This window comes from Lacibacter sp. (assembly GCF_057361365.1).
Genome location: NZ_JBMQSG010000016.1, coordinates 75,554 through 90,890, shown reverse-complemented (window position 1 = coordinate 90,890; position 15,337 = coordinate 75,554). Strand labels below are relative to the sequence as shown.

The 15,337-nt window shown below is 41.1% G+C and carries 15 protein-coding genes; 6 read left to right on the top strand and 9 right to left on the bottom strand.

The features are described from left to right. Positions 1-6 precede the first annotated feature (6 nt). The 4 genes from ACO1QW_RS15410 to ACO1QW_RS15395 all read left to right on the top strand — a co-directional run bounded on the left by ACO1QW_RS15410 (position 7) and on the right by ACO1QW_RS15395 (position 5,219). On the top strand, positions 7-666 hold the full coding sequence (locus tag ACO1QW_RS15410) for a metal-dependent transcriptional regulator (RefSeq protein ID WP_486260026.1): 660 nt from the start codon (positions 7-9) through the stop codon (positions 664-666). Between the two features lie 19 nt (positions 667-685). Continuing rightward, a complete protein-coding gene (locus ACO1QW_RS15405) occupies positions 686-2,566 on the top strand; it encodes an Nramp family divalent metal transporter (RefSeq protein ID WP_486260024.1) in 1,881 nt (626 codons plus the stop codon). Between the two features lie 162 nt (positions 2,567-2,728). Continuing rightward, entirely contained in the window at positions 2,729-4,282 is a 1,554-nt protein-coding gene (locus tag ACO1QW_RS15400) for a redoxin domain-containing protein (protein WP_486260022.1), read from the top strand. A 139-nt stretch (positions 4,283-4,421) separates the two neighbouring features. Next, entirely contained in the window at positions 4,422-5,219 is a 798-nt protein-coding gene (locus ACO1QW_RS15395; RefSeq protein ID WP_486260020.1) for a 3-keto-disaccharide hydrolase, read from the top strand. A gap of 139 nt (positions 5,220-5,358) precedes the next feature. On the opposite strand, the gene ACO1QW_RS15390 is transcribed toward ACO1QW_RS15395, so the two are convergent. The 6 genes from ACO1QW_RS15390 to ACO1QW_RS15365 form a co-directional block, all read right to left on the bottom strand. After that, positions 5,359-6,060 (bottom strand): head GIN domain-containing protein, encoded by a 702-nt coding sequence (locus tag ACO1QW_RS15390; RefSeq protein WP_486260018.1) that lies wholly within the window; start codon positions 6,058-6,060, stop codon positions 5,359-5,361. A gap of 322 nt (positions 6,061-6,382) precedes the next feature. Then, positions 6,383-6,592: a hypothetical protein gene (locus ACO1QW_RS15385; protein WP_486260016.1), complete on the bottom strand. Its 210-nt coding sequence runs from the start codon at positions 6,590-6,592 to the stop codon at positions 6,383-6,385. A gap of 148 nt (positions 6,593-6,740) precedes the next feature. Further along, positions 6,741-7,943 (bottom strand): sensor histidine kinase, encoded by a 1,203-nt coding sequence (locus tag ACO1QW_RS15380; protein WP_486260014.1) that lies wholly within the window; start codon positions 7,941-7,943, stop codon positions 6,741-6,743. Positions 7,944-8,166: 223 nt separating this feature from the next. Next, positions 8,167-9,234 carry a sensor histidine kinase gene (locus ACO1QW_RS15375; protein ID WP_486260012.1) on the bottom strand — a complete coding sequence of 356 codons (1,068 nt, stop codon included), beginning with the start codon at positions 9,232-9,234 and terminating at the stop codon, positions 8,167-8,169. Positions 9,235-9,243: 9 nt separating this feature from the next. After that, positions 9,244-9,687 (bottom strand): response regulator, encoded by a 444-nt coding sequence (locus ACO1QW_RS15370; protein WP_486260010.1) that lies wholly within the window; start codon positions 9,685-9,687, stop codon positions 9,244-9,246. Between the two features lie 25 nt (positions 9,688-9,712). Beyond that, positions 9,713-11,509 carry an ATP-binding protein gene (locus tag ACO1QW_RS15365; RefSeq protein ID WP_486260008.1) on the bottom strand — a complete coding sequence of 599 codons (1,797 nt, stop codon included), beginning with the start codon at positions 11,507-11,509 and terminating at the stop codon, positions 9,713-9,715. Between the two features lie 388 nt (positions 11,510-11,897). On the opposite strand from ACO1QW_RS15365, the gene ACO1QW_RS15360 reads away from it, so the two are divergent. Together ACO1QW_RS15360 and ACO1QW_RS15355 are read left to right on the top strand one after the other, a co-directional pair. Next, a complete protein-coding gene (locus tag ACO1QW_RS15360) occupies positions 11,898-12,086 on the top strand; it encodes a CsbD family protein (RefSeq protein WP_486260006.1) in 189 nt (62 codons plus the stop codon). A 300-nt stretch (positions 12,087-12,386) separates the two neighbouring features. After that, positions 12,387-12,683, top strand: coding sequence for a DUF202 domain-containing protein (locus ACO1QW_RS15355; protein ID WP_486260004.1), 297 nt, complete (start codon positions 12,387-12,389; stop codon positions 12,681-12,683). Positions 12,684-12,691: 8 nt separating this feature from the next. On the opposite strand, the gene ACO1QW_RS15350 is transcribed toward ACO1QW_RS15355, so the two are convergent. The 3 genes from ACO1QW_RS15350 to ACO1QW_RS15340 form a co-directional block, all read right to left on the bottom strand. Further along, positions 12,692-13,879, bottom strand: coding sequence for a Kelch repeat-containing protein (locus ACO1QW_RS15350; RefSeq protein ID WP_486260002.1), 1,188 nt, complete (start codon positions 13,877-13,879; stop codon positions 12,692-12,694). Between the two features lie 85 nt (positions 13,880-13,964). Next, positions 13,965-14,606 (bottom strand): response regulator, encoded by a 642-nt coding sequence (locus ACO1QW_RS15345; RefSeq protein ID WP_486260000.1) that lies wholly within the window; start codon positions 14,604-14,606, stop codon positions 13,965-13,967. Beyond that, positions 14,603-15,250, bottom strand: coding sequence for a sensor histidine kinase (locus ACO1QW_RS15340; protein WP_486259999.1), 648 nt, complete (start codon positions 15,248-15,250; stop codon positions 14,603-14,605). The genes ACO1QW_RS15345 and ACO1QW_RS15340 overlap by 4 nt, the downstream gene beginning before the upstream one ends. Positions 15,251-15,337 lie beyond the last annotated feature (87 nt).

Below are 15,337 nucleotides of genomic sequence, written 5' to 3'. Positions count from 1 at the left end.
TACTAAATGAATTTTTCGATAGCCGAAGAAAACTATATAAAAGCTATTTGGCGGCTGCAGCAATCTGATGCCAATGTAACTACCAATGAACTGGCAGCCGAACTCCAAACCAAACCCGCATCTGTTACAGATATGCTCAAACGCCTCAGTGAAAAAAAGCTGTTGCATTATGCACCTTATTATGGCGTTACGCTTACACCGGAAGGAAAAAAACTGGCGCTCAATATTATCCGCAAACACAGGTTATGGGAATATTTCCTGGTAGAGAAATTACAATTCAACTGGGATGCAGTGCATGAAATAGCCGAAGAACTCGAACACGTGAGCAGTCCTGAACTTATCGAGCGGCTTGATGCCTTTCTGGGTTTTCCCAAAGCAGATCCGCATGGCGATCCTATTCCCGACAGCAAAGGCCGCATGACGAGCAGCAACAATATGAGCCTGCAACAATTACCCGAAGCGCAACCCGCAGTTGTAACCGGCGTGGGAGATCAAACCAGCAGCTTACTTGAATTGCTACGACAGAAAAACATTGGCATCGGTACAAAGCTTGAAATAAAACAACGCCATGCGTTTGATGGTTCGGTTGAAATCAAGCTACGCAATCAACCATTGATCAACCTGAGTGAACAATTAGCCAAAAACATTTTCGTGAAGCCACAGTAACGGCCCTAAATCATTACCAATGAAAGTACAGCATACAGAAACATCGTTGAGTGAAGTAAATGCATCGGTTGATACCACCAAACCTGTAAAAGGCTGGCGAAGAATACTGGCTTATGCGGGGCCAGCTTATTTAGTAAGTGTTGGTTATATGGACCCGGGTAACTGGGCAACCGATCTGCAAGGTGGTGCAAAGTTTGGCTACCAACTTATTTGGGTATTGCTGATGAGTAACCTGATGGCATTGCTGCTGCAGAGTTTAAGTGCAAGATTAGGTATTGTAAGACGAAGAGATCTTGCACAGGCAAACCGTGAAACTTATCCGCCGCTTGTGAACTTTTGTTTGTACATACTTGCTGAAATTGCTATTGCTGCCTGCGATCTTGCAGAAGTATTAGGAATGGCTCTCGGCATTTACCTTTTAACAGGTTTACCATTGATCTATGGTGTGGGTATTACTGTATTTGATACTTTGCTTTTATTGTGGTTACAGAATTATGGTATCCGTAAACTGGAAGCATTCATCATTACATTGGTGGTGATCATTGGCGCTTCCTTTTTAATTGAAATTGTATTAGCCAAACCATCGTTGCCGGAAGTAGCAAAAGGATTTATTCCAACGGCACTAACCAATGAAGCGTTGTACATTGCCGTGGGTATTATTGGTGCTACGGTGATGCCGCATAATTTATATCTCCATTCAGCATTGGTGCAAACAAGAAAGATTGGCGATGATAAAGCCAGCATCAGGCGGGCATTGAAATTTAATTTTATCGATAGCACCATTGCATTAAACGCAGCCTTTTTTGTTAATGCTGCTATTCTTGTATTGGCGGCAACAGCTTTTTACAAAACAGGTAATACACAGGTGGCAAAAATTGAAGATGCACATACGTTGTTATCACCCTTACTTGGCACACAACTCGCTCCTATCTTATTTGCAGTAGCACTTATTGCAGCAGGACAAAGCAGCACCATTACTGGTACATTGGCCGGACAAATTGTAATGGAAGGTTACCTGCACATCCGCATTAATCCATTGCTGCGTCGTTTGCTTACACGTTTAATTGCCATTATTCCAGCAGTTGCAGTTATTCTTATTTATGGCGAAGAAAAAGTGGATGCACTGCTCGTATTCAGCCAGGTAATATTAAGCTTGCAGTTAGGCTTTGCCGTTATACCACTTATTCATTTTGTAAGTGATAAACAAACCATGGGCGAGTTTGCCATTAACACCTGGGTGAAGATTGGCGCATGGTGCATTGCCGCTGTGCTGGTATTCTTAAATGTGCGGTTGGTATTACAGGAAATCATTTCTGTGTTTAGCAGCGAAGGAAACTTATTCTGGAAAATAGTAGTGATCATTGTGGCATTGATCTTTATCTGGCTTTTTCTTGCTATGACTTTGTTGCCATTAATGAAAAAGCATGAGCGGAAAGAGCATGGTAATCTTCATAGTCCTGCACCATCTTTAGAAAATTTAAAAGTACCTGATGTTAATCGTATTGCTATTGCACTTGATTTTTCAGAGAACGACGAGAAGCTGATTGCTTATGCATTGAACCAGGGAAGAAAAGAAGCCGAATATTTTTTGATGCATGTGGTTGAAACTGCGCCATCCCGGTTGTTGGGTGACGCAACCGATGATGATGAAACCCGTGCCGACAGGCAACGCCTGCAACAATATTGCATTACGCTGAAACAGCAGGGCTATTCTGTAACCGGCTCATTAGGTTACAATAAACGGACACGTGAAATTTTGCGACTGGTAAAAGAAAACAATTCCGATATGCTCATCATGGGCGCTCATCGTCATAAAGGTTTAAAAGACTATGTATTTGGTGAAACCATTGAAACGGTTCGGCATGAACTTGATATCCCGGTACTAATAGTAAATGTGTAGTTTTTAAAATTACTACCTCATTACTCCTTTGGGGGTATTTGCGTAATTAAACGATGATGTAATTTTGCCCATCGTATCAAGTAATCATCAATCGTAAAAAGAGCAATGCAATATACAGATCTACGGATCGTATCATTGCACTCCATTAACCCGCCTTTAATCATGTTATATCGAAAACTCGTACCCGTTCTCCTGTTTGTTATTGCATGCAACTTCGCAGAGGCGCAGGCAACCGTTGGTTTACCTAAAGCTGTGCTATACGACAGGGCAGGCAGAAAAATAAGCACATCTTCTATTTCCGATTTTGATAACCCGGTTATTGTAATGACCTATTCCGATAGCTGGTGTAATTCCTGTGTGGATATGGTCAGCCGCTTCGATCGCAACTATGCACAGTATGGAAAAAATTCTTCGGTAAAGCTTATTGCCATTAATGTTGATCCCACCGCTGTTCCCTCGCAAATGTTTGCAACAGCCGACCGTTGGAAAAATGTAGAAGTGCTGCACGACAGGGACGGTAGTTTCCAGGAAGCCATGTACACAAGGTCGGCACCACGAATTCTTTTCATGAACAGCATGCAGGAAGTGGTACATAGCGAAGCCACTTTTCATATTGATGTGGTAAAGGCGTATAAACTTGCCGATGATATTAAACGCAACCTTATAAAGAGCGACAGAATATACTATGACTCGGCATGGTTTCCTGTGCCACAACCGGAAGCATGGTATTACCGGCAAGTAACGAAAACAAGCGATGGCAAATGGCAAATAAACGACTATCACAATAATGGCATTTTACAAATGAAAGGAAAAGCGTTGCTTGTTCATCCCCTGGTGCGCACCGGCTTGTATGAATATTATTACAACAATGGAAGGAAGCAAAGCGAAACTGTTTACAGTGAAAATAAAGCTACCGGTAAATCAACCGGCTGGTACCAGGATGGAAGTATTCGCTATGAATACAATTTAGTTCAGGGCCAGTATGATGGCAAATACACCTACTATCATCCTAATGGAAAAATTGCTTACACTGGTTTATACTCCGAGGGTAAAGCCATTGGCACATGGTATCACTATTACGCTTCAGGTAAAAAAAGAAAAGAAACCAACTGGGCTAACGGCAAACGTGAAGGACGTTGTGTGGGTTGGTTTGAAGAAGGTTTGACAAAGTTTGATGTAACCTTTGCGAATGATAAAATTGTTTACAAGCCAGCGCCCAAATATATATATGCAAATGGTAAAGCGGCCGTTACCACAAAAGAAGAAGGCGATCAAATGACGCTGAGCTATTTTTATGAAAACGGAGTAGTATGCATGGTGTCGGAAATGACCAACACGCTTTCAGAGTTGATCCTCTATTATGAAAATGGAAAACCAATGCTTAAAACAACCATGAGTGATCCTAAGACGGTTCACGGGAAGTACATCAGCTATTATGAAAGCGGAAGTAAACGGGTGGAAGGCACTATTTTCAACAACAAACCTTCTGGTAAAGCCATGAGCTGGTATGAAGATGGCGCTGTATCCGAACGTGTAGATTTTACACAAGACAGCTGGGAATATTTTGATAATAAAGGAAACAAGATCAGCAAACCAACGCAAACAGTTATCGGCATCAGGAAAAATGAAACACTCGATACAAAATTTATTACCGACACTTTCAACTGGCTTGAAACAACAGTAAAAAATGACGGCGAAATTGCAACTGCAGATTAATGTATGCCCTGCAAACGTTTGAACTGACTGCATCTAACCTGATCGACTTTTTCTTTTTATAAAATAAACAGTATTCAATACTTTTAAACGCAGCAATAAACCGCTGCGTTTTTTTGTTCATCAAACTTTACTGTTTATCATGAAATCAATTAAGGCCAGGTTCAGTTTACTAAGCATTACTCTTGCATCTTGTGCAATCACGATCGCTCAACAAAAACCCTATGTAAGTCCGGTGCCTGCCACTTCTCCCATGGCCATGAAACCCGAGATGACAGAAATATGGAACCCTGAAGTAAAAGTGATCAGCCCCGGAAAAAAAGACAGCGATGCACCTTCTGATGCAATTATATTATTCGATGGAAAAAATATGGATCAATGGGTAAGTCAACGTGATAAAACAAAACCAGCCGGCTGGAAAATTATCAACAACAGTTACTTTGAAGTAGTGCCCGGCTCCGGTGGAATTGAAACCAAACTTTCATTTGGCGATTGCCAGTTGCATATTGAATGGAGTGCACCTGACACTGTTGAAGCTGGCGGACAAAACCGTGGCAACAGCGGTGTATTTTTTCAAAACAGGTATGAGTTACAAGTACTCGATTCTTATGGTAACAGAACGTATCGTAACGGACAGGCAGGAAGTATTTATAAAGATCATGCGCCATTGGTGAATGTTATGCGTGGCCCGTTGGAATGGAATGCCTACGATGTTATTTATACCGCTCCCCGTTTCAAATCAAATGGAGAATTAGATGCGCCTGCAAGAATCACCGTGTTACACAATGGCGTACTTGTTCAAAACAATGCAACCATTAACGGCCTTACAAATTATATAGGCCTGCACACTTATACTACTGCCCATGGCGAAGATGTGATTTCATTACAGGATCATGGTTGCAAAACACAATTCCGCAATATCTGGATCAGGAGATTGTGAGAAGCACCGCAGACGATGCACACCCATCATTACAGGTTGATAGTTGATGATCTTATATAACAAAAAGGCGCTGGTGATTTTACCAGCGCCTTTCTCTTACGACCAATAATTTATTTGAAACAAACCTGATGTTTGGATTTTATTCTTTTATGATCCTGCTGTCGCCGCTCACAAATAAATTCTCCTGTTGAGGATTACCCTTGTAATAGATCTTACTTTTTCCGCTGGCATCAGCAATGATCCATTGCAGCACCTGCACTTTTGCAGTTGATTCACCACTTGCTTCCACCGTGGCTTTTGTAACCGGAATGGCATAAGCATCAATAAACGATTTTCCGGATGCTTCAGCTTCCAGCCGATCAGTAATGCCTTGTGCTGTAATAGTAGAAAGACCAGAAGCAAACAGTTGAATAAAAGGTGCCTGAACATTTAATTGCATACTGCTTTCGCCGCTTACTTCTGCACGCAAGGCATCCGGCTCATGAAAGCCTTCTACATTACCCGTCGTTATGCCTGCAAGTATTACTTCTTTTAAGGAAGGCATTGTAACAGTTAGCTGCACTTTTTTACGAAACGCCCTGTAGCGTGAAAAATCGATGATCAGTTGTCCGTCGATTAACCTTGTGCGAATATCGGAAAGGTCTCTTTCCTGACCTGTTAAAACAGCGCTGTAGTTGGGCGAATATTTTACCAGCACTTCAAATTCGCCACCCACTTCTACTTTATTAAAATCCTGTACAGTGAGTGTGTGTGTAATGATCTGCATACCTTCTTTGCGACAGGATGCAAGAAATAAACAAATAAATAACGCAGCAATAGCGACCGTGTTTTTCAGGTTCATGATGATAAGGTTTTGAAGTTGAATACTGATGCAAAGATCACCGCTTCAAGCAAACCATGTTACCACATGAATATGTGAAAGAAAATAGTATCAAATAATGCCGCAATGCCTGGAAGATAACAGATGATTGACAACAGACCACTACAGGTTAATTGTTTATGGTTGATTGTTATTGGTTCATAGCAAAAACAAAGGCGCAGATCTACCGACCTGCGCCTTTGTGTAATTAATAACATTTACGATACTCCTAGTACAGCAACCTGCTTTCTGAAAAGAGGAGCAACTACCGGAGCGTATAAAACTCATAACCCAGAACTTTCCCCTACATATGGTCATTTCGCTTTTTGGTAGCTTCGTCTTTTGATTCCTTATCATTTTCTTCTACTACATCTTTAACACCATTCACAAGCGAAGAAATGGGACCCTTCATGTTATCCTGCGGATCTGTTTTATGCAGTGTTTCCGGATCGGGTTTAACTGGAGGTGCTTTTTCTTCCTTTTTGTCTTTGTTTAATTCTTTGTCTTGTGCCATAACGTATGTTTTTATACATACAATATTTCAAATATGAGGCCAGTTGAAACGGGGAAGAAATAATTAACGGTGAAATTGCGACTGAAGCATTTACTAACAAACTGTATTTTAGGCAACTGTGCCAGGAATAAGGAGTTACTGATTTTTGTTAATCAAGCGACAACTCAATAAAAGAAGTTTCAAATTGATCTTCTACCTTTTGATGCATCACCCCATTAAAATAAGTAATGCGGTTACTGATGCTGCTTTGTGTGGAATTTTTTATTGCTTCCACAAAATTGAACTCCAGGTCATTCTGACTAAGCATAAGTGTTACATGCGATGGCTTGTACACTACATTTAACTTAACCTTTGTGGCTGCAGAATTGTTTAACACCAGGTCGAGATAATCCTGCAAAATCCTGAACAAAGAAAATTTATCGTTCTGGCTGATGCTTTCAACCGCTTCATCGTTGTATTCAAAATTTACGTGAATATCATTCACCTTTTTTAATTCAACAATATATTCACGTGTGCCATCCACCAAACCCACATCGGCAATAACAGCAGGGTGCAGTTTAATACAAAGCATCGTCACGGCATTAATAGCATCCTTTGTAAGCAAATAACTTTTTTCAAGTAACTCTTTATTATCCTGTTTTGTCATCGCCTCACCCTGGTACATTTTTGAAGCAGCCAGCATCTGGTTCACGCTGTCTCTTAATTCATACACAATATTCTGGTTGGCCGTTTCCTGTTTTTCAATAAGCGCCCTTAATTCTGTTTTACGGTTAGCAGCCCTTAATGCAAGAATGCCGTTATAAAGTTCTTCCTGGTAATTGTAAACAAGAATAAAATAATACACCGTTAGTGAAAAGGAAATAAAAAACGAAAGATAAAATGTACGCTTGGCTTCAATAATCTGTTCGGGCGGAAACTGGAAATTATCATCTGCAAATACCAGCGAACAAACAAGGAAAAGAATAGTGGTGGCCGAAAATATCATCACATACTTTTTCTTTCCTTCCGTGCGGAACATGTAGATGTATGCCAATATCAACGGGAAATAATAAAGGTAAGTGGCGCTCTTAATTCCCATGTGCAGGTTAATGAGCAGGAAGGCAATATTGAACGTAAAATTTGAGGTGATCTTTGCTGCCAACGTATGCCCCCTTTCGTGCATTACCAAAGAAACGATGAGCAAAGCAGCCGCCACCGTTAACACATACACATCGTAATGATCGCCGTAACCCGATTGCAAAGTATCGGCCATATTAATACCAATGGCAATAAGTGCGAGGTAAATAAACCGGTTGAAGCCGGTTAACACGTTGTGCTTAACAACATCATCTTGGGATGAAGCACGGTTCATACAAAAAGAGATTCAGGATATTGGATAATTAAAAGTTGATAATAAAAATAGATCAAAAACAACCCCTGCAGGTTAATGACAATTGTTTGTTTTCAGAAATAGGGATTTCTACTGAGGCCAGCTAGCAGCTATTACTGTTGATCATAAATAAATGTTTAACCTGAGAGTTCGCATTAAGAAGCGAGAAGTTGAAAGATATAGTGACATGTGCACAATTGCACAGTTAGTGTACATCGGCCGCCGACCCGGCAGAATCAGCAACAGGAATTTTTGCTTTCAACACAAAACCTTTACCGGGCGTTGTTTGAATATCGAGATCACCGTCAAAATAATCGATCCTGTTTTTAATGTTGTTAAGCCCTATACCGGTTCCCTTTTCATCAATATCGGCACCTCGGCCATCATCGCCAATTAACAGTATCAATGATTCTGCTTCGGGATAAAGTTTGATGAAGGCATTACTTGCGTCGCTATGTTTTATGATATTACTCATTTGCTCCTGCACAATTCTGTAAAGAGTAAGTTTTAAATCCCTGCTTATACTTTCTTCATCAAAAAAATCAGCATTAAAACTTATTTGCAGTGAAGAGCTTTGATGTATATCCTCAATAAGATCACGAATGATTTGTCCTAAACTAATACTGTCAAGTGAAGGAGTAACTGTTTGGTGCGATAAACGCCTGATCTCCTCAATGGCATTCATTAAATGTCCCTTGCAGCGCAATAACAATTCTTCCTGTTCAGGATTTTGTTTTAATGCTTTATCCAGAAAAAGTTTCGACGCAGCAAGTATCTGGTTAATATTATCGTGCAATTCGATACCTATTTCATTACGTACTTTTTCCTGCGCCTTGAGGCTGGTACGAACAATCAACTTCTCCTGCAATACACGTTGACGAAGTAATGCTGTTTCCGCATCGTACTTATCCATTGATGTGGTAACAGCGCTCGGCAAACGTTGCATACGGTCTTTCAGGATATAATCACTTGCTCCCTGTTTCATGATCTGCACCGCATAATCTTCCGACACAGTGGATGTAATAAGAATGAACGGAATAGAAGGATCTACCGTTTGCGAAATCTGCAATGCCTCCTGGGAGTTAAACGTTGGAAGCGAATGATCACTTAAAATAAGATCAGGCCTGCTATAAGCCAGTAACTCTTCAAACTGTTGCCTGTTTACCGCCCGGTGTATTACGCAATTGATACCTCCTTTTTTCAGCACATAGGCCACCAGCTCTGCATCAGAATCAAGATCTTCAATATGTATGATGTGCAACACTTTTTTCATACGCCCCTTTTACAAATTTTTCACCGACTTATTTAACAGCATCCAGTAAAGACCAAGTTCACCCACTGCTTTTGCAAAATCTTCGAACCCCACAGGCTTTACCACGTAACTATTTACCCCTAACTGGTAACTCGAGAGAATGTCCTGCTCTTCACTGCTGGAAGTCATGATAACAACAGGAATCAGTTTTGTGTGCTCATTCGTTTTAAGCTGCCGCAACACTTCAATACCATCCACCTTCGGCATTTTTATATCAAGCAAAATTACCTTAGGTAGTTGTGTAAGATCTCTACCGGAATAAATACCTTTTCCTAACAAATAATCAAGCGCCTCTGCCCCATCTTTTAAATGCAGTATATGGTTGGCAATATGTGCTTTGCTAAGTGCCCTGATGGTTAATTCAGCATCGGCCATATTATCTTCCACCAGCAATATTTCCACTTCCTTTAACATTGTACAACGGTTTTTTTATGAATAATCAGCAAAGACTAAAGCTTACAACCGCTCCCTTGCCCACACTTCCTTCGGCACGAATGCTACCGTTCTGCCGGTCAATGATCCGTTTTACCAATGCCAAGCCAATACCCGTTCCTTCAAATTCATTCTGGCTGTGCAAACGTTGAAAAACACCAAACAACTTATCACTGTATTTCATATCAAAACCTACACCATTATCCTTCACAAAGTACTCAACCTTGCCATCAGTAGCATTGCTGCCAATTTCAATAACCGGTTCAGGTTCCAGCGACGAATATTTCATAGCGTTATCAACCAGGTTTATCCACACCTGCTTTATTAAATGAGGATCTGTTTTACAGTCAGGTAAATCATGCACAATAAATTGATATTTTTTTTCACGTCGCTGTATTTGCAGTTCAGTAACCACTTGGTTTACGAGTTGCTGCATATTCACATCCTGTATCGCATTTTCTTTTCGGTTGATACGTGAAAAACTAATCAGGTCGTCTATAAGTTGACCCATCATTCGTGCATTACTTATCACCGTATCAACCAGTCGCTTTCCCTCAGCATCAAGAGCGGCAGCATGATCTTCTTTCAGCATGGCAGCATAACCACTCACCGCACGCAGGGGTGCACGCAGATCGTGTGATACCGAATAAGAAAATGCTTCGAGTTCTTTATTGGCTTTCTCCAGTTGCTCGGTACGTTTCGCCACATTTGCTTCCAGGTTTTTTTGCGTTTCATTTACCTCTCTCGACATCATATTAAATGCATGTGAAAGCACACCCAGCTCATCGGCACGTTTTAATGAAACTGTTTGTGAAAAATCGCCACGGGCAATATTGCGTGCAGCAACGGCCAGTGTTTCAAGGGGGTTGGTGATACTTCGGCTGATGAGCCACGTTAGTACAATACCCACAAGCATCAAAATAACGGCACTACTGATAGCCGTTCCTAAAAAAGCTTTTGCCGGCTGCATCACATTATGTTTGGGTTGGGTAACCATTACTTTCCACTCCGTATTACGCACCGGCGACTGCGATGCCATATAATCTTCCCCCCCTTTTGTATAATTGATAAGGGTACTGTCGGTTTTAATAGCAACCGGCAAATCGTTTACCACCGTACGCAAATCACTCCACAAACTACCATCGGCATTGCCCACATACATCACCACTTCTTTCCCCAGCAATTGCGACACCCGCTCAATATTTTCTTTTGAGTTATACATTTTCCGCCAGCGAAGCAGGTATCCAACAAGCTTACCTTCATTAACTACTGGTGCGCATATGGCATAATAGAAGGCTTCTCCATTTACGTGTAAACGGCTTACAAGACTAGTATCGCCCACATTGGGATAACCAGGTATAAGCGCAGAAAATTTCAGCGAATCATGTGCATTATCACGAACCACCGTTGCCAGCTGTTCACCTGCCGCATTCAGCAATTCCACATTTATCCAGGTACTGTCCGATTTTAATTTGCGTAATACCTGATCTACTGCAGCGGCTGAATCTTTACCGCTGGAAAGAACAAAGGATTTGATGGCAGCACCGGCGGCAGCTGATTTGGTAACATTGATAACAGGCACGGCCGATTGCGCATACATACCAGCCAGTTGTTGGGATAAGGTAAGCAAGCGTTCCTTGGCTGCTTCCTTTGCTGTTTTACTGATACCGAGGTAGCATAACCAACCAAAGGCCAGCATCATTACCAATAATAAAATAAAAATGAGAAAAGGCAATTTACGTTGAATAGATTGCCGTTTTAATAACGGAAATGTAGAGGTATAGGCAGGGTCGATGCTTTTCATTGATGATTGTAAGTTGGCTGTTTGAAATGGCAAGTTAGTTTCCAGGTAGCAAAAAACACATAACAGTTATTACTTGGCGTAAACAAGTGAAAACATCTATTTAATTCTGTTGGCCTAACCGATGATGAACACTGTTATGGCTGCTTCCTGTAAACAACCTTTTGTTGAATGACTGTTAAACTCCCACCTTATGCATGTGCCGCACCGCACTGATAATATAAATATAATTAATTATATATAAAACTGCAAGTCTCGGTACATAATAATCCATTTATGATGTGTTACTGCCAACGTAAATGCAACTTTACAATTCCCCACTTTTTTTTGGCACAGTTTTTTAAACTATATACAGGTATAAACTATTTATAACACCTAAAAACTTTGAAGTATGGACAAGTTAGAAGTAAAAGGCCACTGGAACGAGTGGAAAGGTAAACTCAAACAGGAATACGCCGATTTAACTGATGATGATCTTACCTACGAAGAAGGTAAAGATGATGAAATGTGGGGAAAAATTCAGAAGAAAACCGGCAAAGCCAAAGACGATCTGATTCAATGGCTGAGAGATTTGGGTTAACGAGTGCCTCAATAATTTTGTAAACGGATTCCGTAAATGGGATCCGTTTTTTCGTCGGTACAGCCTCAGCCGTCAACCGCAAAAAGGTTGGTTACACACAGATGGCGCAGATGATGCTGATGTTTAATTACCACGAAGGCGAAACGCATAGCAGCAAAAGAAGAAAACATGGCACGGCTCACATAAGAAAGTTGCGTCAGGTTAAAACAACACATAAACGAATGATAAGCCAGTGCAACCCGGTAAACATATACGCACACTCATTTCGTATATTCATACAACAACTGTAATGAACAGCACATGAACAAAGATCTCATCTTACGGGAGAAACTGGCCTTGCAACGTACAGTGCTGGCTAATCAATCAACCTTTCTTGCTTTCCTGCGCACATCTATGTACTTTCTTGTTGCCGGGCTCACCATCAATAATCTACTTCAGGTAGAGTATGGCAGCATTATCAGGTCGGTTATGTTTGTGATAGCAGGGCTGTTATTTCTCACAGGCATCATCAATTATTTTTACCAGCACCGTGCAATTAGAAGCAGTGAGCAACATATAGGGAATTATAAACTGGATTATGAAGATGATGATTTATAAGTGTTGTTTTATTCCGGCAGGTATTCCCAAAACTCATTGGCGTAAGTGAGATTGTTGATATACATAAAAAACAATTCTTCACCAGCACTTGTATACATACTAAACTGTTTGTTGCCCGGAGTAGTTGGGAATTGATAGGAAGTGGACATCAATGCTCCGTCGAACCTTTGCGTTACCCGGTACATTTCATTGCCCTTTAACAGGTAAGCCATATTATCCCAACGTTGTGAAGAATGGATAGCTGCAAACCTTGTCTGTGGCCCGCCCTGTACTACACGCCACACATTTGTTGCAGGGTTAAACTCAATTGTTTCATAATTGGTAGTGGGTATATAAAATAAACTACCCACCCTGTAAGCATTGCCTTCAATTTCAACGGCTGCAGGCAAATCGGGTAAACGTGCCCATGTATCTGTTTGCGGATCGTAGGTCCAGCATTGTTGATACACGGGATTGTTATACACTTCATGCCCACCCAGCACATAGGCTTTATTGTTATACACAAACGAAAGTGGATCCATACGGCCTGCTGCAGGCATCGATGCTTTTTTTGTCCAGCTGTTTGTTTGCGGATCATAGCAATACAAACTACTGGCTCCGTTGCCTGCACTTGCTGTAAGACCGCCGAATACATAGGCTTTGCCATTAATGACAAAAGAAGTTGTGCGGCTTGCCCACTCGGGCATATCGGCCACCCGTTGCCATGTTAGTTGCTCCACATCAAACTTCCAGAAATCATCGAACCCGATGTACACAAATCCATTGATGGCAAACATCGTGCTGGGAAGATTTTTCTTGCCCGGGTAATCGGGCAGGCGCTGAAATGTATTCTGCATACCATTGGCAGCCGAAATAGTAAACGGTGAAGGCGCACAGTATTTTTTAGATTTCCATTCCACGCATACCATTCCGCTTTTTGCATTGGAGGGAACAAATACTTCCAGCAGTGTATCGTTTATTACCGATGCATCGCACCGCACATCAGCGATATATAATGAAAACTGGCTGCTGCTATCGGACAGCAGTAATTGTTTAAACCCTTTACCGGTAACTTTTACTGTACTGTTCACCCTTGCCATTGCTGGCGTTACAGCATTTACTTCAATGGAGGCAGAAGCCGAAGGATCGTCTTTTTTACTACAGGAAACAAACGACCATACAAACAGCAGAGCAGGAATTAAGAGATACGTTTTCATACAAGCAGATAGCAGTAAAAGGATTGCTTCCCCTCAAAATTAATTCATTTGGGATTAAAAGTAGTGTGTACTGTAAAGTACTCTGCTACAGCTTTGCAAAACCCTTCCTCAACGCTTCTAAACAAAGCCCTACCCTGCTTTGCACATGAAATTTCTGAAACAATGCTTCACGGTAACCATCAATGGTACGCTCACTTAAATTCATTTCAGCAGCTACTTGTTTATACGTTAGTTCGCTGCAGGCATAACTCAGAAACTGTTTTTCTTTTTCTGTCAACACAATGGTAGGAGGTTCATTTGATTTTAACAGCAACCTGCGAAAGTTGACATTGCTTGCGTCTGCATTATAATAACCTTTGGTCACTACTTCCTGCAATGCTTTTTCCAATTCATTGGGATGTGTATCTTTTAACAGGTAAGCACAGCAACCCGCTTTAATCATATCAATGATGGCTGTATCCGTATCATTCATCGAAAGTGCAATCAGTTTCATTGCAGGATAATGTTCACTTAGCCATTTGCTGGTGGCAATGCCATCCATTACCGGCATGTTAACATCCACCAACATCAGGTCAGGAATTTTACCACTGCTTTTCAGTTTGTTTTTCAAGTCCTCGCCATTGAGTGCTTCAATCACTACTTCGTACACCTTAAAACTTTCCAGCATTAACTGAAGTGATTTTAAAAACAACTGGTGATCATCAACTAATCCAATCGTGAGCTTCATTCGTTATTTGTGTTTACAGGTAAACGGATGGCAACCGTTGTGCCTTTATCCATAATAGAATTGTATTGAATCGTTCCTTTCAGCAATTGCACACGATGCTGCATATTGGTAAGTCCCATACTTTTTGCCACCGACCCTGGATCAAACCCTCTACCGTCGTCACTAACTGTTATTCGATAATTATTTTCTTCCTGTTCAACAGCAATACGCATATGTGTGGGTGCTGCATGTTTTACCGCATTTTGTATCGCTTCCTGCACAATGCGGAATAAGATGATCTGTTCATCGCTGCGGAGTGGCAACTCAACTGATTGCACATAATCTGCCTCAATGGTTTTACCAGCATTGATACGTTCGATCATGGTTTGAATATTTTCGGTAAAACTGAAACGCTCAAGCCATTCTTTATCCAATGACTTCGCAAGTGAACGGATCTCATTGATTGCCTGTCCCAATGTAGCATTCGCAGTTAATAACGTATCAGGAGGGTTTTGCAATTCACGTTCGGTTAAACCAATAAGCATACGGGATGTACTTAACAACTGGCCAACATTGTCGTGCAGTTCTTTTCCTATTTGTTGGAAGGTTTGCTCCTGCACTTCAAACTGCGATTTTAAAAACTGTTTTTCAAATTCTTCTTTCATAAGTAATTTTTCATGGAGGTGTATCTGCTGCTTTTTTTTATAATTGACCATTACGAAAATGACCACAAGCGACAGCATAAGTATAAT